Raw genomic sequence first — 18,478 nt, forward strand, 5'->3', positions numbered from 1 at the left:
CATGCTGAAGACGACAAGCCAGTCCCGCCGCTGGATCGGGCTCGCAGCCGTGCTGTGGCTCGTGATTTTGGCCGGAATCATCTTTATCCCCCAGTCCCGCTCCGACGAGGTGGCCCAGGTGGCGCCGACCAACTCCCTGTCCCGCTCGCTGCAGCAGACCCGCCCCGGTGGCGACGTAGTCACCGCGCAGCTGGTGGATCCGTCCCGTATCTACGATCCCGAGCGCTACCTCGGCTACACCACCCTGTGCCCGGGTGAGCCGCAGGAGCTCGTCGATGCGAAGCTGGAGGCGTTCGGCCTCAACGCCGACGACCTCGATCTGGGCGGGGACCTCGGCTACGTCCTGCTCATCCCGGCCAATGAAGGCGATCAGCCGAAGGTGGACGGTGTCGAGCTGAACAAGGTGGACATCTGCACTGTGCCGCAGTCCGAGTCCTTCCCGCTCAACACTGCGATGCCGTTCCACATGAACCAGGGCCGCTGGACCCTCGGGATGGGCCAGTAATGCTCGTGCTCGCCCTCGACACGGCGACGACGGATCTGGTCGCCGGTGTCGTGGACGGGCAGCGGGTGCTCGCACAGACGTGTGTTGCTACCCGCGCCCACAACGAGCGCCTCATGCCGGAAATTCGCAGGCTCCTCGGTGAAGCAGGGGTGGAGTTCGCGGATCTGGGCGCCATTGTGGTCGGCTGCGGGCCCGGGCCGTTTACCGGTCTGCGCGTGGGCATGGCCACCGCGTCCGCTCTCGGCCAAGCCCTTGGCATCCCGGTGCATGGGGTGTGCACCCACGACGCGGTGGCCGCCGAGCTGGCCGGTGACGCGCTGGTGGTCACAGACGCTCGCCGCCGAGAGGTCTACTGGGCGCGCTACTCCGGCGGCGAGCGCGTCGCGGGGCCGGACGTGTGCAAGCCTGCAGATCTGTCGTCGCCTGCCGTGGATGTGATCAGTGTGCCTGGCACGCTAGCTGCGCAGTTGCCTATCGACGCACCTTCGGTCACCTACCAACCCCCGACACCTGCCGGCCTGGTGGCGGCCGCCGATTTCAGCGCGCCTCCCGCACCCCTGGTGCCGTTGTACCTGCGCCGTCCCGATGCGGTGCCCCCGAAGCAGGCGCCGAAGTCCCCGGCTTTGCCATGACGGCAGCGGAATTCCGCGAGCTCACGGTGGCGGATGCGGCAGCGGCGGCCGAGCTTGAGGCCGTCCTGTTCGCCGGCGACAACCCGTGGTCCGAGGCGGCGTTTCGCTCCGAGATCGCCGCGCCACATACCTTCTATCTCGGCGCCTTCGATGGCGCCACCATGACCGGGTACGCGGGACTGGCCATGCTGGGCCCACGCGAGGACCCGGAGTTTGAGGTCCACACCATCGGTGTCGACCCCAGCCGGCAAGGCCGAGGCGTCGGCCGGGCGCTGATGGACCAGATGATGCACACCGTGGATCTGCTCGATGGCCCTTGCTTTCTGGAGGTCCGGGTCGACAACACCGCCGCGATCAGGCTGTACGAAAGCTTCGGCTTTTTCACCGCGGGGGTGCGCAAGAACTACTATCAGGCCTCCGGCATGGACGCGTACACCATGACGCGGCCGAAGATCAGCGAAAGGCGGGACCAATGATCGTTCTGGGCATCGAGTCCTCGTGCGACGAGACGGGCGTGGGCATCGTAGACCTGCACCCAGACGGCACGATGGACATCCTCGCCGACGTGGTCGCTTCCTCGATGGAGCAGCACGCCCGCTTCGGCGGCGTCGTTCCGGAGATCGCTTCGCGCGCGCACCTTGAGGCGATGCCGCAGGTGATGGAAAAGGCGCTGGCGGATGCGGGCATTGCCAAACCAGATGCCGTGGCTGCCACCGTGGGCCCAGGCCTGGCGGGTGCGCTGCTGGTCGGCGCGTCGGCGGCGAAGGCGTACGCGGCGGCCTGGGGGGTGCCGTTCTACGGAGTGAACCACTTGGGCGGCCATGTCGCCGTGGCCAACCTGGACGGCGAGCCGCTGCCGCACGCGATTGCGCTGTTGGTCTCTGGCGGCCACACCCAGCTGCTCGAGGTTGAAGCCGTGGGCAAGCCGATGCGCGAGCTGGGCACCACGCTTGACGACGCCGCTGGGGAGGCCTACGACAAAGTCGCCCGGCTGCTGGGGTTGGGGTATCCGGGCGGGCCAGTCGTGGACACGCTCGCTGCGTCCGGCGACCCGCACGCGGTGAAGTTCCCGCGCGCGCTGTCGCGTGCGGAGGATCTGCGCGGCGAGCATCGCTACAACTTTTCTTTCTCTGGCCTGAAAACCGCGGTTGCGCGCCATGTGGAGGCTGCGGAGCGCGACGGCCGGGTGATCTCGCTGGAGGATGTGTGCGCCTCGTTCCAGGAAGCTGTCTGCGACGTGCTCACCGCCAAAGCGGTGATGGCCTGTGAGGACACGGGCGCGCGCACGCTCCTTCTCGGCGGCGGTGTTGCGGCGAACCGGAGGCTTCGCGAGTTGGCGGAGCAGCGGTGCGACGCATCCGGCATCGAGCTGCGGGTTCCCCGCTTCAATCTCTGCACCGACAACGGTGTGATGATCGCCGCACTGGCGGCCCAGCTAATCCATGAGGGGGCCGAGCCGTCCGGTCTCGGCGTGGGCACGGACACTGGCCTGGAGGTCGAGGTTCCGCTCGTCGGCTCGTAGCCAGCGAAACGTGAGGGGTGCGGATAGATTGAGTGTCCGTAACCCTCACCGATGAAAGGACCCCCCGTGACCGAGCAGTTCAACCAGGATCAGGCAGACCGTGAGCGTTTCGGGTTCCTGGTGAATCCGGATCTTTCCTACCGCCGCATCGTGTTCGACGAGGACACCGCCCGCGAGACGCTCGGCGGCGTGGCCGACGAGGTTGTCGACGTGGCATTCGACCAGGAGGGCAACCGTTTCCACGCGATCTTCCGCCCGGACGCGGCCGAACTGGGTGCGGAGCCGAACCCTGTTGCGTCGCTGGCCCGCAACACCGCCGAGACAGCCAACCCGGAATTTCTCACCGACCCCACCCGTGCGATTTCTGGCCCGGTGATCTTCACCGCCCGTGACGGCGCGAGTGTGGACGAGCGCACGATTGACAAGGTGCTGCAGGCCATTCGCGCGGTTGAGAACTACCGCCAGGATAACGCCGAAGAGTTCGAGCTCTGGCGCAACGCGGTAAGGAACCGCTGACCCGGCCGAGTGGCGTGGCCCGCGGTTGTTGGCTGGCACTCTCAGGGGTAGAGTGCCAAAGCAGGTTGTGTGAAGCACAGTTGTTCACCCGCGACGACGGCTGCGCCTCTTCAGACCTGAACTGTTGAATCATTCACCAATGAAAGGTTGCTGATCATGGCAAACGTCAACATCAAGCCGCTGGAGGACAAGGTCCTCGTCCAGATCGCCGAAGCCGAGACCACGACTGCGTCCGGCCTGGTTATCCCGGATTCCGCTGCTGAGAAGCCGCAGGAAGCCGTCGTCATCGCTGTCGGCCCGGGCCGCCTGGACGACAACGGCAATCGTATCGCCGTGGATGTCAAGGAGGGCGACACCGTCGTCTTCTCCAAGTACGGTGGCACGGAGCTGAAGTACGGTGGCGAGGAGTACCTGCTGCTCTCCGCCCGTGACCTGTTGGCCGTCGTCGAGAAGTAAGCGGCAACATGGCAAAACTCATCGCATTTGATCAGGAAGCTCGTGAGGGCATCCAGCGCGGCGTGGACACGCTCGCCGACGCGGTGAAGGTCACCCTTGGCCCGCGCGGCCGCAACGTTGTGCTGTCGAAGTCCTGGGGCGGGCCGACCGTCACCAACGACGGCGTGACCATCGCACGCGACATCGACCTCGAGGACCCGTTTGAGAACCTCGGTGCGCAGCTGGTCAAGTCCGTCGCGGTGAAGACGAACGACATCGCAGGCGACGGCACCACCACCGCGACCCTGCTGGCCCAGGCGCTCGTCGCAGAGGGCCTGCGCAACGTCGCCGCTGGCGCGAACCCGATCGAGCTGAACAAGGGCATCAAGGCGGCGGCCGACAAGGTTGTCAAGGAGCTCAAGGCCCGGGCGACGGAGGTGCAGTCCTCCGCCGAGATCGCGAACGTGGCCACTGTGTCCTCGCGCGACCCGGAGGTCGGCGAGATGGTCGCAGGCGCGATGGACAAGGTAGGCAAGGACGGTGTGCTCACCGTCGAAGAGTCCCAGTCCATCGACTCCTACGTGGACCTGACCGAGGGCATCTCCTTTGACAAGGGCTTCCTCTCCCCGTACTTCATGACGGATCCGGACGCCGGTCAGGCCGTGCTGGAGAACGCTCGCGTTCTGCTGGTGCGCGGCAAGATTTCCTCCCTGCCGGACTTTCTGCCGCTGCTGGAGCAGGCGGCCTCCGAGTCTGTGCCGCTGTTCGTGGTGGCCGAGGACATTGAGGGCGAGGCGCTGCAGGCGCTGGTGGTCAACTCCATCCGCAAGATCCTCAAGGTCGTGGCCGTGAAATCGCCGTACTTCGGTGAGCGCCGCAAGGCGTTCATGGACGACCTGGCCGTGGTCACCGCCGCGACTGTGATCGACCCGGAGGTCGGCGTCAACCTCAAGGACGCCACCCTGGAGCACCTCGGCTCCGCCCGCCGCGTGACGGTGACCAAGGACGACACCGTCATCGTCGACGGTGCCGGCACAGCCGAGGCAGTGGAGGACCGCCGCAACCAGATCCGCCGCGAGATCGAGTCCACCGACTCGACCTGGGACAAGGAGAAGGCCGAGGAGCGCCTGGCCAAACTCTCCGGCGGCGTGGCCGTGCTGCGCGTCGGTGCCGCGACGGAGACCGAGCAAAACGAGCGTAAGCTGCGCGTCGAGGATGCCATCAACGCTGCCCGGGCGGCGGCGGAGGAGGGCATCATCGCCGGCGGCGGTTCTGCACTCGTGCAGATTGCTCGAGAGCTGGAAACCTTCGCGGACGGCTTCGAGGGCGAGCAGAAGACCGGTGTGCTTGCGGTGGCCCGTGCGCTGTCCAAGCCGGCCTACTGGATCGCCGACAACGCGGGCCTCGACGGCGCCGTTGTGGTGTTCAAGGTCGCCGAAATGGGCAACGGTGAGGGCTTCAACGCCGCCACGCTCGAGTACGGCAACCTCCTAGACCAGGGCATCATCGACCCGGTGAAGGTCACCCACAATGCGGTGGTCAATGCCGCGTCTGTGGCCCGCATGGTGCTCACCACGGAAGCATCCGTGGTGACGAAGCCCGCCGAGGAGGACGACGAGCACGACGGCCACGCCCACTAGGGGCATGGCCGAAGGCGACGTCGACAAGCAAAAGCGCCCCAGCAACACCTGGGGCGCTTTTTCGTGTGTGCCTACTTTGCAGAGGCTGCGGCGACCTTCATGCCGCCCGCCGCGCCGCGCAAGACGGCGGAGCGCTCGGACTCGCTCATGCCGCCCCAAATGCCGTACGGCTCGGCGACGCGCAGGGCGTGCTCGCGGCACTGGGACAGCACGGGGCATTCGAAGCAGATGGCCTTTGCGCGGTTCTCGCGCTGGGCACGCGCCCGTCCGCGCTCCCCGTCGGGGTGGTAGAAGATCTCGGAGGCCTCCCCCCGGCATGCGCTGTGTAGCTGCCAATCCCAGAAATCGGCGTTCGGCCCGGGAAGCTGGTGCGGCAAAGACATATTCGGGAGCGCTCCTTTAGAAGTACCTCTGACGTGAAACCGCATTCGAGTGTGGACTGCTCCGGTTAACGTTTGGTGTCGTCGCGGTTACGGCGGGTTGTCGTGGCCCGGGCGGGTGTGAAAGTAATGCCGTTTAGCTGGTTGAACGTCACGGGTTACGGACAGGTGAATTCCTGGCAAAAGCTCGGTAGACGGAAGGAACCGGCGTGTGCGTTTATGATGAACGGGTTACGCGATACGGAGTGCGGGGACCGCAGAAAGGAGTGAGGCGTGGCCGCAAGCGACGAGGATGCCGAGCTCGCTGACCTTGTGCCAGCTGCTGTCCAGGGTGACAGGCGCGCGCTGCAGCGCATCATCGCCATCATTCACCCGCGCGTGTTGCGCTACGCCAGGGCGCGCATCGGCGGCGGGCGGATGCCCACCCCCGAAGACGTGGCGCAGGAGATCTGTCTTGCGGTGGCGACGTCCATCGACCGCTACAGCGACACTGGCCGTCCATTCATGGCATTCGTGTACGGCATCGCGTTTAACAAAGTGGCGGACGCGCACCGCTCCATGGCGCGCGACAAGCTCAGCCCGGTCGAAGACGTGCCGGACACCGAAGTGGCGACAATCACGCCCGAGGACGCCGCGATGGTGTCTGCAGGCAGTAACACTGTGCGGGCGTTACTCGATTCACTCAATGAAAAGGCCCGCGATATCGTGATTCTGCGCGTGTTTGTGGGCTTATCCGCAGAAGAGACCGCGCAGGTCATGGGCAGCACCCCGGGTGCCGTGCGCGTTGCCCAGCACCGGGCGCTGGCGAAACTGCGGGGGCAACTGGAAGGAGGGCAGGCGGAGCTATGACATCGCGCAACGGGTCTTACGAACCTGGCATGGAGGAGTTCGCCGAGAGCGACGCGTTCATCGACGCGCTTTCGCTTGGCGACGATCCTTCGGGCGGCACCGACCCCCTCGCCGCAGCCCTTCTGGAGCTGAAAGCCGATATCGACCGTCCGATGCCGGAGGCACCGCAACTCGACGCACTCGATCCGGCTCCGGAGGCGGGCCGGAGCGTCACCTCCCTCGACAGTGCCCGCGCTCGCCGGAAGCGGCAAGTCAGCCCGTGGCTGGCGGGCCTGATTGGCGCCGCTGCCGCCACTGTGGTCTGCGTCGGCACCGGTTCGGTGCTGTTCGACCGTGGCGCGCAGGAAGACACCACGATGGTCGAGCTCGCGACCACGCTCGACGAGCTCGAGGTGGCCAGCAAGAGCGGCGATGAGGAAGCCACCCGCCAGCTGCTGGAGCAGGCTCGCGGGCTGGTGGCCACAATGAAAGAGCGCGAGCAGCGCCCGGGCAAGGGCGGCCAGGCCGCGACTGTGACCAAGACGGTGACGGATACCACCACCGCCGCTCACCCTGGTGTTGCCGGGGATAAGGCAACCGCTGAACAGGCGCCCGCTGCCCCTGCAGCGCCGGCGCAACAGCAGACCCAGGTGCCGCAGGACCCGGCGCAGCAGCGGGGCGCGGGTGCGTCGCAGCCCGGTCAGGCCGGTCAGGCCACGGGGCAACCCAACCAGGGGGCGCAGTCTGCGGCGAACCAGTCGGGGCAGGACTCGGCAACGGGTGCTCCGTCGCAAGGCACAGCCGCAGCCACGGAGCCGACGGTGGCGACCGGGGCCGAGCGGCAGAACCCTTCTGTGCGGGTCAATGACCCGGCGACGATGGTGCAGCCACCCGCCCAACAAGGGATGGAGCGCCAGCAGGCGGTCGTGGGTGGCGTCACAGTGCCTGCTCCTGCTCAGGGCGCAGGGAGCTCCTAGCGCCCCTCGAGGCCGTCCAGGTAGCCCATGGCATAGTCCCAGGGCACGTACGCCTCGATATTCGGGTTGGCGCTGGGCTCGTGGACCGGGGGCAGCTCGTTGTTCAACGAGGCGATCATGTTTTGCTCCATGATCTCCCAGTCGTAGTAGTGCACCTGGTCGCAGTCTTCGCACAGGAAAGAAACGCCGAGGATGCCGCGGGGCTTCAGCATGCGCTGCGCATCCCGGACGTGGGAGAGATCCTGGATCACCGCGACTCGCTCCTCGGGCGACAGCGGCTCGGCGTGCTCCTCGTCCTCGATGAAGGATGCCGGGTCGTTGGGGTCGTCCGCGAACGGATCCAGTGGCATCATGTCGTCGTAGTTCACCCGTGTAAGCCTATACGGTTGCGCAAACCGGCTGAACCGGGGCGCTGAACTGGGCGGCAAGGGTGGCACTTGCGGTGCGTTATATCATGGCGGAAAACATCCGCGCGGGAGAGGAGACGTAAAGGCGATGGCTAATGAGCGTGTGTGGACTGGTGGGGACGATCCGGACAAGGTGGCGCTGCGTGGCCTGACCTTCGACGACGTATTGCTGCTGCCGGCGGAATCCCACATCGTGCCGTCGGAGGTCAGCACGGCCTCGCAGTTCACTAGGAACATCCGTCTGGGCATGCCGATCGCGTCCGCCGCGATGGACACGGTGACGGAGTCCCGCATGGCGATTGCCATGGCCCGCCAGGGCGGCATCGGCGTGGTTCACCGCAACCTGAGTGCCCAGGATCAGGCGGAGCACGTGGACATTGTGAAGCGTTCTGAATCCGGCATGGTGTCGAATCCCGTCACCGCAACCCCGGACATGACGCTGGAGGAAGTGGACGCGCTGTGCGCCCGTTTCCGTATTTCGGGCCTGCCGGTGGTGGACGAGGATGGTCGCCTCGTGGGCATCATCACCAACCGCGACATGCGCTTCGAGGCGGATTTCCAGCGCAAGGTGGCGGAAGTGATGACCCCGATGCCGCTCGTGGTGGCACCGGAGGGCGTCGATAAGCACGAAGCCCTGGCGCTGCTGTCCTCCAACAAGGTGGAAAAACTGCCGATCGTGGCCAAGGACGGCACCCTGGCCGGCCTGATCACGGTGAAAGACTTTGTGAAAAGTGAGCAGTACCCCAACGCGTCCAAAGATGCGGACGGCCGCTTGCTTGTCGCCGCGGGCGTGGGCACGGGCGAGGATTCCTTCGACCGTGCGGGCTTGCTGGTTGAAGCCGGCGTGGACGCGCTCGTGGTCGATTCCGCGCACGCCCACAACAACCGCGTGCTGGAGATGGTTGCGCGCGTGAAGAAGGAGTTCGGCGACCGCGTCGACGTCATCGGCGGCAACCTGGCCACCCGCACCGCGGCGAAGGCGATGATCGATGCGGGCGCGGACGCCATCAAGGTCGGCATCGGCCCGGGCTCCATTTGCACCACCCGCGTTGTCGCTGGTGTGGGCGCGCCGCAGATTACCGCGATCCTCGAAGCGTCCGTGCCGGCGAAGGCAGCTGGAGTGCCGATCATTGCGGACGGCGGCATGCAGTTCTCCGGCGACGTGGCCAAGGCGCTAGCCGCCGGCGCGTCCACCGTCATGCTCGGCTCCATGCTCGCCGGAACCGCTGAGGCACCCGGTGAGATTGTTGTCGTGGGCGGCAAGCAGTACAAGCGCTACCGCGGCATGGGTTCCATGGGCGCAATGCAGGGACGCGGCTTGACGGGTGAGAAGCGCTCCTTCTCCAAGGACCGCTACTTCCAGGCTGACGTGACCAGCGAGGACAAGCTGGTGCCGGAGGGCATCGAGGGTCGCGTGCCGTTCCGTGGCGAGCTGGACTCCATCACCCACCAGATCGTCGGCGGCCTGCGCGCTGCAATGGGCTACACCGGCGCGGCCTCCATCGAGGAGCTGCAGACGAAGCAGTTCGTCCAGATCACCACCGCCGGCCTGCGCGAGTCCCACCCGCACGACATCACGCAGACCGTCGAGGCGCCAAACTACCGCCAGTAAGGGATACTCATGCGCGACTACGTGGAAATCGGTCTCGGCCGCGAGGCCCGCAGGGCGTACGACTTGGGTGATCTTTCGATCGTGCCGAAGCGCCGCACCCGTTCTTCGAAGGACGTGGACACGAGCTGGAACATCGACGCCTACACCTTCGACATTCCGCTGGCTTCTCACCCGACTGACGCGCTGGCCAGCCCTGAGTTCATCATCGAAATGGGCAAGCAGGGCGGCCTCGGCGTGATCGACGCCGAGGGGCTTTGGGGCCGCCATGCGGACCTCGAGGGTGCGGTGAAGAAGGTCGTGGATTCCTGCGAGGATGCCTGGGGCATCGATTCGCAGGAGAAGTACCAGGATTTCGTCGATTCCGGCGAGCGCTCCGTGCGCACGCTGCAGGAACTGCACACCGCCGAGCTCGACCGCGACCTGCTCTCCGAGCGCATCGCCCAAGTGCGTGACTCTGGCGTGACCGTGGCTGTGCGGGTGAGCCCGCAGAACGCACGCGAACTCGCGCCGGTGGTCATCGCCGCCGGCGCCGAGATCCTGTTCATCCAGGGCTCCATCATCTCAGCCGAGCACGTTCAGCAGGGAGGCGAGCCGCTCAACCTCAAGGAGTTTGTCGGCTCACTGGACGTCCCGGTGATCGCCGGCGGCGTGTTCGACTACTCCACGGCGACGCACCTGATGCGCTCCGGCGTCGCCGGCGTGATCGTCGGCTCCGGTCACATCAGCACTGTGGTGCGGGTGCCCACCGCCACCGCGATCGCGGACGTGGCTGCCGCGCGCCGCGACTACCTGGATGAAACCGGCGGGCGCTACGTCCACGTGCTCGCCGATACGGCCATCTACGAATCCGGCGAGATCGCCGCGGCTATCGCTAGCGGCGCGGATGCGGTCATGCTCGGCCGCAACCTGGCGCAGGCATCCGAGGCTGCGGCGAACGGTGTGTATTGGGAGGCGCAGACCGCCCACCCGCGCTTTCCGCGCGGCGACGTGAGTAAGGACGCCACGACGCGCAGGGCTGTGCCATTGGAGACGGTGCTCTTCGGCCCGTCCAGCGATCCGTGGGGCGGCCTCAACGTTGTCGGAGGTCTGCGGAGGATCATGGCGAAGTGTGGTTATACTGATGTGAAAGCTTTTCAGAAAGCAGATTTGGCTATCCGCAGTTAAGAAATTGGATGAGTGCGCCTATGTCGAGCCGTGTAACCATTCTTCGCGATGCACCCGAGGGTGCCTCCCACGAAGTCGATGTCAACGACATCTTCTTCTCGGTCACAGACGCGAAGGGTGTCATGACGCATGTCAACGACGTCTTCATCCGTTATGCCCAGTACAACGCCGATGAAATGATCGGCAAGCCGCACAACCTCATCCGCCACGATGAGATGCCGGGCGGCGCCTTCAAACTGATGTGGGACACCATTGAGGACGGACGCCCTTTCGCGGCCTACGTGCGCAACCGGGCGAAGAGCGGCTCCGCGTATGATGTGCTCGCCACAGTCACCCCGCTGCCAAACGGCGGTTACCTCTCCGTGCGCACCCGCCCGATGACGGACCGCTTCGAGGCCGCGGGCCAGCTGTACCAGGAAGCCAACCTGGTGGAGCACGAAGCCAAGGCCAACGGTGTCGGCCGTCGTGAGCGTGCCGTCATCGGTGCGGAGAAGATGGGCGAGCTGCTGCCGGACTACGACGCGTTTATTCGCGACGCGTTGCCTGCGGAAGTGCAGGCACTCGAGGACGCCGGCTTCACCCTTCCGGAAGGTACGGGTCCCATCTACGAGGCAGCGCGGGAGCTGTACAGCCAGCTCGATCAGTTCATGGTGACGCAAACCGCGATCAAAAATGCCGCTGAGGAGCTGCGCAAAGCCAGTGCCACCCTAGTGGAGGAGAACGCCGTCACCAACAACGTGAAGGCAGAGATGGAAAACGTCGTCACCGAGGGCGCTTCCCGCACACTGCTTCTTGCTCCACTGCAGGTGTGGGCAACGATGCGTGGCATTATCGACGAGAATGCAGCTTCTCTAGCTGAGGTCGCGGAGGATCTTTACGCCAAGACCGCCAACGCGCGTATGGCGATTGCGCTTGCGCGCCTCCACACCGCCCAGACCGCCCAGTTTTCCACGGAACAGGGCGCCCAGGATTCCATGCACTTGCTGGTGGACGGGCTTGAGGTGGACGTCCGCGAGATGGATGACGCGGTGTTCCTGCACTCGTCGTTCCGCCGCCGCGTGGAGCTGAAGGTCAAGTCCATCTCTGAGCTGACCAAGATCCCGCTCGAGATGATCCGGCGGTGGTCGCAGAACACTAACGATTCGAGCATGGGTGAAGAGGTTGCGCCGCTGGTTGCGCAGGTCAACCACGCCATGGAAGCCGCAGACGCCTCGATTGCCCAGCTGCAGCGTTCTGCCGAGAAGCTGGCCCAGGCACCATCGACTGACGAGGTGCGCGCAGCGCTGGACCGCCTGAGCGAAGCTGTGCGGTAGCCACCTCAGCGTTTGCCGCGCGGTGGGTCACTTTTTCGGCCCGCCTGCGCGGCACTGTTGCCTTTTGGGGCGCGATAGCGTTCCGCGATTTCCCGCAGCACTGCACAGGCAGTTGGGTCTGCGGGGTGATCGACTACGATCAAGGCCTGTGAATACTCCGCAAGCTCGCCCTGTCCTTGTCCTTGATTTTGGTGCGCAGTACGCGCAGCTGATCGCCCGCCGTGTGCGCGAAGCGAACGTGTTTTCTGAGGTGGTGCCCTCCACGATCACCGCTGCTGAGGTCCGTGAGAAAGACCCGCAGGCGCTCATCCTCTCCGGCGGCCCGTCGTCGGTGTACGAGGAGGGGGCACCCCAGTTGGACCCGGAGATTTTCGAGCTGGGGCTGCCCATCTTCGGCATCTGCTACGGCTTCCAGATCATGACCCGTGCGCTCGGCGGCGAGGTGGCCAAGACCGGTGCGCGCGAGTACGGCCGTACGCAGATGCGTATCGACGGCGGCATTCTGCACGCCGGCCTCGCTGAGGAGCACCCGGTGTGGATGTCCCACGGCGACTCGGTCACCCGCGCGCCGGAGGGCTTCACCGTCACCGCATCCACCCCGGGGGCGCCGGTTGCGGCGTTTGAGAACGTCGAGCGCAAACTCGCCGGCGTGCAGTACCACCCGGAGGTCATGCACTCCCCGCACGGCCAGGAAGTGCTCACCCGCTTCCTCACCGAGATCGCCGGGCTGGAGCAGAACTGGACCGCCTCCAACATCGCTGAACAGCTCATCGCGGGTGTACGCGAGCAGGTGGGCGAGGGCCGCGCCATTTGTGGCCTGTCCGGCGGCGTGGATTCCGCCGTGGCGGCGGCGCTGGTGCAGCGCGCCATCGGCGACCGTCTGACCTGCGTGTTCGTGGATCACGGTCTGCTGCGCCAGGGCGAGCGCGAGCAGGTGGAGCAGGACTTCGTGGCCGCCACCGGCGCGAAGCTGGTCACCGTGGACGAGCGCAAGGCGTTTTTGGACAAGCTGGCCGGCGTGACCGAGCCGGAGGCGAAGCGCAAGGCGATCGGCGCGGAGTTCATCCGTTCCTTCGAGCGTGCGGTCGCCGGCGTGCTGGAGGGACAGCAGGTGGACTACCTGGTCCAGGGCACCCTGTACCCGGACGTGGTGGAGTCCGGCGGCGGCACCGGCACCGCCAACATCAAGAGCCACCACAACGTCGGCGGGCTGCCGGACGACGTGGAGTTCGAGCTGGTCGAGCCGCTGCGCCTGCTATTCAAGGACGAGGTCCGCGCCGTCGGCCGCGAGCTGGGCTTGCCCGAGGTGATTGTCAACCGTCAGCCGTTCCCGGGCCCGGGCCTGGGCATCCGCATCATCGGCGAGGTCACCGAGGAACGCCTGGAGACGCTGCGCGCCGCCGACGCCATCGCCCGTGAGGAGCTGACCAAGGCCGGCATGGACGAGCAGATCTGGCAGTGCCCGGTCGTGCTGCTCGCGGACGTGCGTTCCGTGGGTGTGCAGGGCGACGGCCGCACCTACGGCCACCCGATCGTGCTGCGCCCGGTGGCCTCCGAGGACGCCATGACCGCGGACTGGGTGCGCATTCCGTACGAGACCCTCGAGGTCATCTCCACCCGCATCACCAACGAGGTGGCCGACATCAACCGTGTGGTGTTGGACGTCACTTCCAAGCCGCCGGCCACCATCGAGTGGGAGTAAGCCCCGGACTCACTCCCCGTAGTACGCGGACACGGACCCGATTCGCTCTGTCACGTTGATCGTGAGCAGCGCGCTGTCCTTGTCCGCGTTTTGCGTTTCTTCGGGGCAGGCGGTCTCGCCGATGGTGACTTGGCAGTTCACATTGACGGGGACGTTGTTGGGCAGGATCACATCCACCTTGCCGATGGCGTTGCTGACTTCGACGGTTTGCGGCTCGCGCAGCGGCTCGAGCTCGGAGAGGTCAAGGTAGGTCTCGCCGACGAAGCCGTTGACGCCCGGTTGGTCTGGCAGGGTGTCGATGTCGTACACGGTGATGTGCGCGCTACCGAAGCGCCCGTAGTCGCCGTCGCGCACATCGCTGTAAAACGCGAGCGCCATGAGCGAGACCGCTGAGAGAGCAAAGGCGACCGGGATCCAGAACCAGTTGCGTTTCTTCGTCTGCTGCGGCGCCGGTTCGCTCGGCTCCGGCAGATGCCACAGCTCCGGCACCGCGCCGAGCGGGTCCCAGGCGGGCGGGCGCTGGCCGGGGTGTTCGTGACCTTCGGGCACCGTCAGGTGAGAGGTGTCCACAGCGGGGCGGTTGCTTGTACGTGCCCCCTCCGGCTCGCCCACCAGCAACCCAGCCGGCGGCTCGGGCTGGCGCTGGTGCAGGAAGAACCAACCGGTGGCGAAGAGGATGAACGTGACCAGCACTGCCCGCAGATCGCCTGCGACGGAAGCGGACGGTAAAAACAGGAACAGCCCGAGCAGCAGCCACCAGCCGGTGTCACGGTCATCTATCTCCGCTGCGGTCAGCTGCTCTTTCGGAGTGATGATCGCGGCCCACGGGCTGCGGGTCAGCCCGAAGCGGGGCATGTTGATCCAGCACAGCAGGTAGAGGAAGATGCCGCCGCCGAACGCGAGCGAGAGCGCGACGAAAACTACGCGGATAAACGTGGGGTCGATGTGGAAGCGGGCGCCAATGCCTTCGCAGACGCCGCCGATGACGGCCTTGCCGCCCTGGTTCTTCGGGATGCGGGGCGGGCGGGTCTCCCACATCTGCGTGAGTGTGTTGTTTTCCATGGCTCAATCCTCCCGCGGGAGTGCGGGCAGCGGTATCGGGAACGACCCTGATTTTTCGTTTCAGGGTTTCGCCCGATGTGCCCTAAGGCGTGCCCATGCAACGATGGGGGCTATGTCTGCGTTGTATCCCCGGCTGACCCGGAACCGCGCCCGCCGCGTTGTGGCCGGCGTGGCCTCCGGTGTGGCCGACCACCTGGGGGTGGAGGACAAATGGGTGCGCCTGTTCTTCGTCGCGGCCAGCTTCGCGGGCGGGTTCGGCGCGCTGCTCTACGCCGGTTTATGGATGTTTACGCCCCTGGACGACAGCGGGGCGCAGCGCCAGCGCCCGGGGACGATGGATCTCGCGCTTGTGGTGCTCGGGTTCGCAGGGGCGCTTGTTGCGCTGCAGCTGTCTTCGGGCGCGGGTTCCACGGTGGTGTTTGTGCTCGGAGTGCTCATCGTCGGCGCGGTGATTGCGCTGCAGGCCTACGACCGCGGCACGGGGTCGTGGGGCAACATCGCCGCGTTGACCTTGGGTGCGCTGCTGGTGATGGCCGGGGTGCTGGCAGTGGCGTTTGTGGGCGAAAGCGCCGGGGTTGGCGGCGTGGTGGTCTCCGTGCTGGTCACGGTCGTGGGCGTGGCGGTGCTGGTTGTGCCACTGATAGCCAAGCTGGCCAATTCGTTGGTCGCGGAGCGTGAGGCCAAGGCGGTGGCGGACCAGCGCGCGGAAATCGCCTCGCGCTTGCACGATTCGGTGCTGCAGACGCTTGCGCTGATACAGAAGCAGGCGGGCGATGCGGATGAGGTTGCCCGACTCGCGCGCGCCCAGGAGCGCGAGCTGCGGGCGTGGCTTTTCGACGACTCCGTGCCCAACCACACCACCACCTTCGCCGCCCTGCAGAAAGCCGCTGGCGAGGTGGAGGACGCCTTCCGCGTGGTCATCCAACCGGTGACGGTGGGCGAGGATGTCGCCTTCGACGAGCGCACCGAGGCGGTCGTGCTCGCCGCGCGCGAGGCGATGGTCAACGCCGCCAAGCACGCGGGCGTGGACACGGTCGACGTTTACGCGGAGCATCTCGCGGGCAAGCTCGAGGTGTTTGTGCGTGACCGCGGTGCCGGTTTCGACCCGGACGCCATTCCGGCCGATCGGCACGGTTTGCGCGACTCCATCGTGGGCCGCGTTCAGCGGGTTGGGGGAGAGGTGCATGTGGTGTCGTCAATAGGCAATGGCTCAGAGGTGGAGATAGCGTTAGAGCTATGACGAGCGTGTTCTTGGTGGACGATCACTCCGTGTTCCGCGCCGGGGTGAAAGCTGAGCTGGCGGACGCGGTGGACATCGTGGGTGAGGCCGGCACGGTCGCTGAGGCGGTGCGTGGGATCGAACGCACGCGCCCGGACGTGGTGCTTTTAGACGTGCACATGCCCGACGGCGGCGGATTGGCCGTGCTCAAGCGGGCGCCGGGCCCGGCGTATCTGGCGCTGAGTGTCTCCGATGCCGCCGAGGACGTCATCGCCCTGATCCGTGCCGGCGCGCGTGGGTACGTGACCAAGAACATCGCAGGTGCCGAGCTCGCTGAGGCGATTGAGCGGGTGCGCGGCGGGGACGCGTACTTCTCGCCGCGGCTGGCCGGGTTCGTTCTCGACGCCTTCGCCTCCGGGCCGGTGGTGGAGGAGGACGACCCGGCGGTGGATTCGTTGACCCGCCGCGAGCTCGAGGTGCTGCGGCTGCTCGCGCGCGGCTACACGTACAAGGAGATCGCCGAGCGTCTGTTCATCTCGGTCAAGACGGTGGAAACGCACGCGTCGAACATTTTGCGCAAGACGCAGACCTCCAACCGCCACCAGCTCACCAGGTGGGCGGTGGCGCGGGATCTGGGCTAGAGCACGCCTGCCTGGGTGAGCAGCGAACGTGCCGTCTTGTCCGTCTCTTGCAGCATCAGCGGGTCGGTGCCGGGCATGGGGGAGATGGTGGTGTCCGCCCACTGCTTGCCGGTGGGGATGCCCACGATGTGCAAGCGCGGATCCAGCTCGCCGTCGGGGTGGACGGTGCGGCGGGTGTCATCGTCGGTTTCCGGGGAGGCGGTTTCCACGCCACCCGGCGCGAACGGGCGCACGCGGCGGGCCCCGCGCAGCGATGCGGTCAGGGCGTCGGGGGAGGTGCGGATGTCGGGGCCGGGCAGGAAGGCGTCGGCAAGTTCGGTGGCGTGAACCGAGCGGGCGTGGCTGACCGCTGTGTACCCGCTGTCGGTGGCCTCCACCACGGGGCCCGGGCCTAAGAAGGTGACCAGGCCGGCGTCGAAAAGCGCGAGCAGCTCGCGGGTGCGGAACAGCGGCGGGCCGGAGCCGACCATCTGGCCGAACGCCATGTACTGCGCAAGCGCCGCCTCGCGGGGGCCGCGGCCGTTTTGTGTGGCGATCGCACTGGGTTTGCGGCCCGCGGAGATGGCCCACAGGCCGGCCTTGAGCGGGGAGTCCCAGGCGGACACGGCCTCAGTGATGTCGGCTGCCATGCCCTCGGCGACGCGGCGGTTCAGCTCGTCCAGGTCCAGCGACTCGGTCCCGGCGAGCGGGTCCACCCAGTAGGCCATGTCGAACGGCTCGGTGCTCATCCCGTCGAGCGCTTCGGTCAGCGCGTTCGCCACAGGCAGGATGTCGTCGGGGGAGGCGGCAGCGTCGAGGTCGGCAGCGTCGATGGCCGTCAGGATCTCGTCGAGAGGCACGCTGAGCGCTTCCGGACGCACCCGGGAAAGCACGCGGTAGTACTCCGAGTACGCGTCGCGAGCCAGCGCCGGCCACAGGTCGCGGCCGAAGGACACCGGCGCCTCGGACGCGTCGATGGCGGTGCGCAGGCGCGAAAGGTCGGCCTTCGGCGGCAGGGAGTGGTACTCGGATTTGGGCAGGTAGGGGTAGCCGCGGCCGGAGGTGACCACGAAGTGCGGCTCCTTGCCGGTGGCCTCGTAGCGCAGGCCGGAGCGGGCGGAGGCGTCCTCGACGAAGCGGCCGCCGCGGTTTATGGTGGTCAGCGCCATGAGGTCGAAAAAGCCCATGCCCATGCCGCGCACGAGCACGCGCTCTCCGGCCGGCAGCAGTGAGACGTCTTGCTCCACGGGGTTGCCCGGCGGGATGTAGGTCAGGCCCGAGTCGGCGAACGCCTGCTGCGCCGGCGTGGGGGCGGGCAGTACCCAGCCGGAGGCGATGACGGTGGCGTCGGCGTGGACCACGGAGCCGTCGGCAAGCGTGATGGCGTCCTGGGCGCCCTCGGCCGCCAAGGACACGGCGCGGGAGTGGTGCTCGACCACCTCGACCGTGTCCGGAAGCTGCGCGAGCGCGACCTTCCATGCCCAGCGCAGGTACTCGCCGTAGAGCGCGCGCGAGGGGTTGGACTCGGGGCGGGTGGCGCGCAGCTCCTCGTTGTAGTGCTCGGGGAGGGTGGCGCCGAAGGCGTCGATAAGCGGATGGCTCGCCTCGCCGCGCAGCGCCTGGATCCACTCGTACATGGTGGGGCCCTCGACAACTGGGGCGCCGACGGTCGCGCCGGGCTCGGTGAAAAGGGTGACGGCGCCGGCGAGGGTGTTCATGCACAGGGTGCGGGTTTGATCCGTCTCCCAGATGCGGCCGGCGCCGAGCTGGGCGTCGTCGATGATGTGGACAGTGAGCTCACCACCGCCGCTGGCGCCCAGGTATGCCGCGATGCGCTCGGTGATTGAGATGCCGCGCGGTCCTGCTCCGACGATGGCGATCGATGCTGCCACGGTGAAATACCTCCACGATTTCTGTGAAATAAAGGTCGTATGTAGACTGCCT

Annotated in this window: 19 protein-coding genes; 15 read left to right on the plus strand and 4 right to left on the minus strand. The window is 66.7% G+C overall.

Features of this window, described 5'->3' with window-relative positions; all coding sequences use genetic code 11:
- Position 1 precedes the first annotated feature (1 nt).
- The 7 genes from HMA55_RS02505 to groL all read left to right on the plus strand — a co-directional run bounded on the left by HMA55_RS02505 (position 2) and on the right by groL (position 5,250).
- Entirely contained in the window at positions 2 to 505 is a 504-nt protein-coding gene (locus HMA55_RS02505; RefSeq protein ID WP_181191486.1) for a hypothetical protein, read from the plus strand.
- Entirely contained in the window at positions 505 to 1,137 is a 633-nt protein-coding gene (gene tsaB / locus HMA55_RS02510) for a tRNA (adenosine(37)-N6)-threonylcarbamoyltransferase complex dimerization subunit type 1 TsaB (protein WP_181191487.1), read from the plus strand. The genes HMA55_RS02505 and tsaB overlap by 1 nt, the downstream gene beginning before the upstream one ends.
- Complete coding sequence (gene rimI, locus HMA55_RS02515) at positions 1,134 to 1,613, plus strand: ribosomal protein S18-alanine N-acetyltransferase (protein ID WP_181191488.1); 480 nt, start codon at positions 1,134 to 1,136, stop codon at positions 1,611 to 1,613. The genes tsaB and rimI overlap by 4 nt, the downstream gene beginning before the upstream one ends.
- The gene (gene tsaD / locus HMA55_RS02520; RefSeq protein WP_181191489.1) at positions 1,610 to 2,659 is read left to right on the plus strand and encodes a tRNA (adenosine(37)-N6)-threonylcarbamoyltransferase complex transferase subunit TsaD; all 1,050 of its coding nucleotides are present in this window, start codon (positions 1,610 to 1,612) and stop codon (positions 2,657 to 2,659) included. The genes rimI and tsaD overlap by 4 nt, the downstream gene beginning before the upstream one ends.
- 51 nt (positions 2,660 to 2,710) lie before the next feature.
- Positions 2,711 to 3,175 (plus strand): hypothetical protein, encoded by a 465-nt coding sequence (locus HMA55_RS02525; RefSeq protein WP_181191490.1) that lies wholly within the window; start codon positions 2,711 to 2,713, stop codon positions 3,173 to 3,175.
- Between the two features lie 156 nt (positions 3,176 to 3,331).
- Positions 3,332 to 3,631, plus strand: a complete 300-nt coding sequence (groES, locus tag HMA55_RS02530) for a co-chaperone GroES (protein ID WP_181191491.1) — start codon at positions 3,332 to 3,334, stop codon at positions 3,629 to 3,631.
- Positions 3,632 to 3,639: 8 nt separating this feature from the next.
- Complete coding sequence (groL, locus tag HMA55_RS02535) at positions 3,640 to 5,250, plus strand: chaperonin GroEL (protein WP_181191492.1); 1,611 nt, start codon at positions 3,640 to 3,642, stop codon at positions 5,248 to 5,250.
- 71 nt (positions 5,251 to 5,321) lie between these two features.
- Here the strand turns inward: groL and HMA55_RS02540 are convergent, their stop codons facing one another.
- Positions 5,322 to 5,633: a WhiB family transcriptional regulator gene (locus HMA55_RS02540; RefSeq protein WP_181191493.1), complete on the minus strand. Its 312-nt coding sequence runs from the start codon at positions 5,631 to 5,633 to the stop codon at positions 5,322 to 5,324.
- Between the two features lie 270 nt (positions 5,634 to 5,903).
- Between HMA55_RS02540 and HMA55_RS02545 the strand changes: the two genes are divergently transcribed.
- Positions 5,904 to 6,479 carry a sigma-70 family RNA polymerase sigma factor gene (locus tag HMA55_RS02545; protein ID WP_181191494.1) on the plus strand — a complete coding sequence of 192 codons (576 nt, stop codon included), beginning with the start codon at positions 5,904 to 5,906 and terminating at the stop codon, positions 6,477 to 6,479.
- Positions 6,476 to 7,435, plus strand: a complete 960-nt coding sequence (locus tag HMA55_RS02550) for a hypothetical protein (protein WP_181191495.1) — start codon at positions 6,476 to 6,478, stop codon at positions 7,433 to 7,435. Before HMA55_RS02545 ends, HMA55_RS02550 begins: the two co-directional genes overlap by 4 nt.
- Here the strand turns inward: HMA55_RS02550 and HMA55_RS02555 are convergent.
- Positions 7,432 to 7,788, minus strand: a complete 357-nt coding sequence (locus HMA55_RS02555; protein ID WP_181191591.1) for a DUF5319 domain-containing protein — start codon at positions 7,786 to 7,788, stop codon at positions 7,432 to 7,434. The two genes, HMA55_RS02550 and HMA55_RS02555, sit on opposite strands and share 4 nt — an antisense overlap.
- Positions 7,789 to 7,930: 142 nt before the next feature.
- Between HMA55_RS02555 and guaB the strand changes: the two genes are divergently transcribed.
- The 4 genes from guaB to guaA all read left to right on the plus strand — a co-directional run bounded on the left by guaB (position 7,931) and on the right by guaA (position 13,633).
- Positions 7,931 to 9,454, plus strand: coding sequence for an IMP dehydrogenase (guaB, locus tag HMA55_RS02560; protein WP_181191496.1), 1,524 nt, complete (start codon positions 7,931 to 7,933; stop codon positions 9,452 to 9,454).
- A 9-nt stretch (positions 9,455 to 9,463) separates the two neighbouring features.
- Positions 9,464 to 10,618, plus strand: coding sequence for a GuaB3 family IMP dehydrogenase-related protein (locus HMA55_RS02565; RefSeq protein ID WP_181191497.1), 1,155 nt, complete (start codon positions 9,464 to 9,466; stop codon positions 10,616 to 10,618).
- 20 nt (positions 10,619 to 10,638) lie between these two features.
- Positions 10,639 to 11,931: a PAS domain-containing protein gene (locus HMA55_RS02570; protein WP_181191498.1), complete on the plus strand. Its 1,293-nt coding sequence runs from the start codon at positions 10,639 to 10,641 to the stop codon at positions 11,929 to 11,931.
- Positions 11,932 to 12,079: 148 nt separating this feature from the next.
- Positions 12,080 to 13,633, plus strand: coding sequence for a glutamine-hydrolyzing GMP synthase (gene guaA / locus HMA55_RS02575; RefSeq protein WP_181191499.1), 1,554 nt, complete (start codon positions 12,080 to 12,082; stop codon positions 13,631 to 13,633).
- Between the two features lie 9 nt (positions 13,634 to 13,642).
- On the opposite strand, the gene HMA55_RS02580 is transcribed toward guaA, so the two are convergent.
- A complete protein-coding gene (locus tag HMA55_RS02580; RefSeq protein WP_181191500.1) occupies positions 13,643 to 14,695 on the minus strand; it encodes a PspC domain-containing protein in 1,053 nt (350 codons plus the stop codon).
- Positions 14,696 to 14,807: 112 nt separating this feature from the next.
- On the opposite strand from HMA55_RS02580, the gene HMA55_RS02585 reads away from it, so the two are divergent.
- Together HMA55_RS02585 and HMA55_RS02590 are read left to right on the plus strand one after the other, a co-directional pair.
- Entirely contained in the window at positions 14,808 to 15,935 is a 1,128-nt protein-coding gene (locus tag HMA55_RS02585; protein ID WP_181191501.1) for an ATP-binding protein, read from the plus strand.
- A complete protein-coding gene (locus HMA55_RS02590; RefSeq protein ID WP_181191502.1) occupies positions 15,932 to 16,555 on the plus strand; it encodes a LuxR C-terminal-related transcriptional regulator in 624 nt (207 codons plus the stop codon). Before HMA55_RS02585 ends, HMA55_RS02590 begins: the two co-directional genes overlap by 4 nt.
- Here the strand turns inward: HMA55_RS02590 and HMA55_RS02595 are convergent.
- The gene (locus HMA55_RS02595; protein WP_181191503.1) at positions 16,552 to 18,426 is read right to left on the minus strand and encodes an FAD/NAD(P)-binding protein; all 1,875 of its coding nucleotides are present in this window, start codon (positions 18,424 to 18,426) and stop codon (positions 16,552 to 16,554) included. The two genes, HMA55_RS02590 and HMA55_RS02595, sit on opposite strands and share 4 nt — an antisense overlap.
- Between the last annotated feature and the right edge of the window lie 52 nt (positions 18,427 to 18,478).

Origin of the sequence: Corynebacterium wankanglinii (genome assembly GCF_013601005.1) — a bacterium.
Lineage (GTDB): Bacteria > Actinomycetota > Actinomycetes > Mycobacteriales > Mycobacteriaceae > Corynebacterium > Corynebacterium wankanglinii.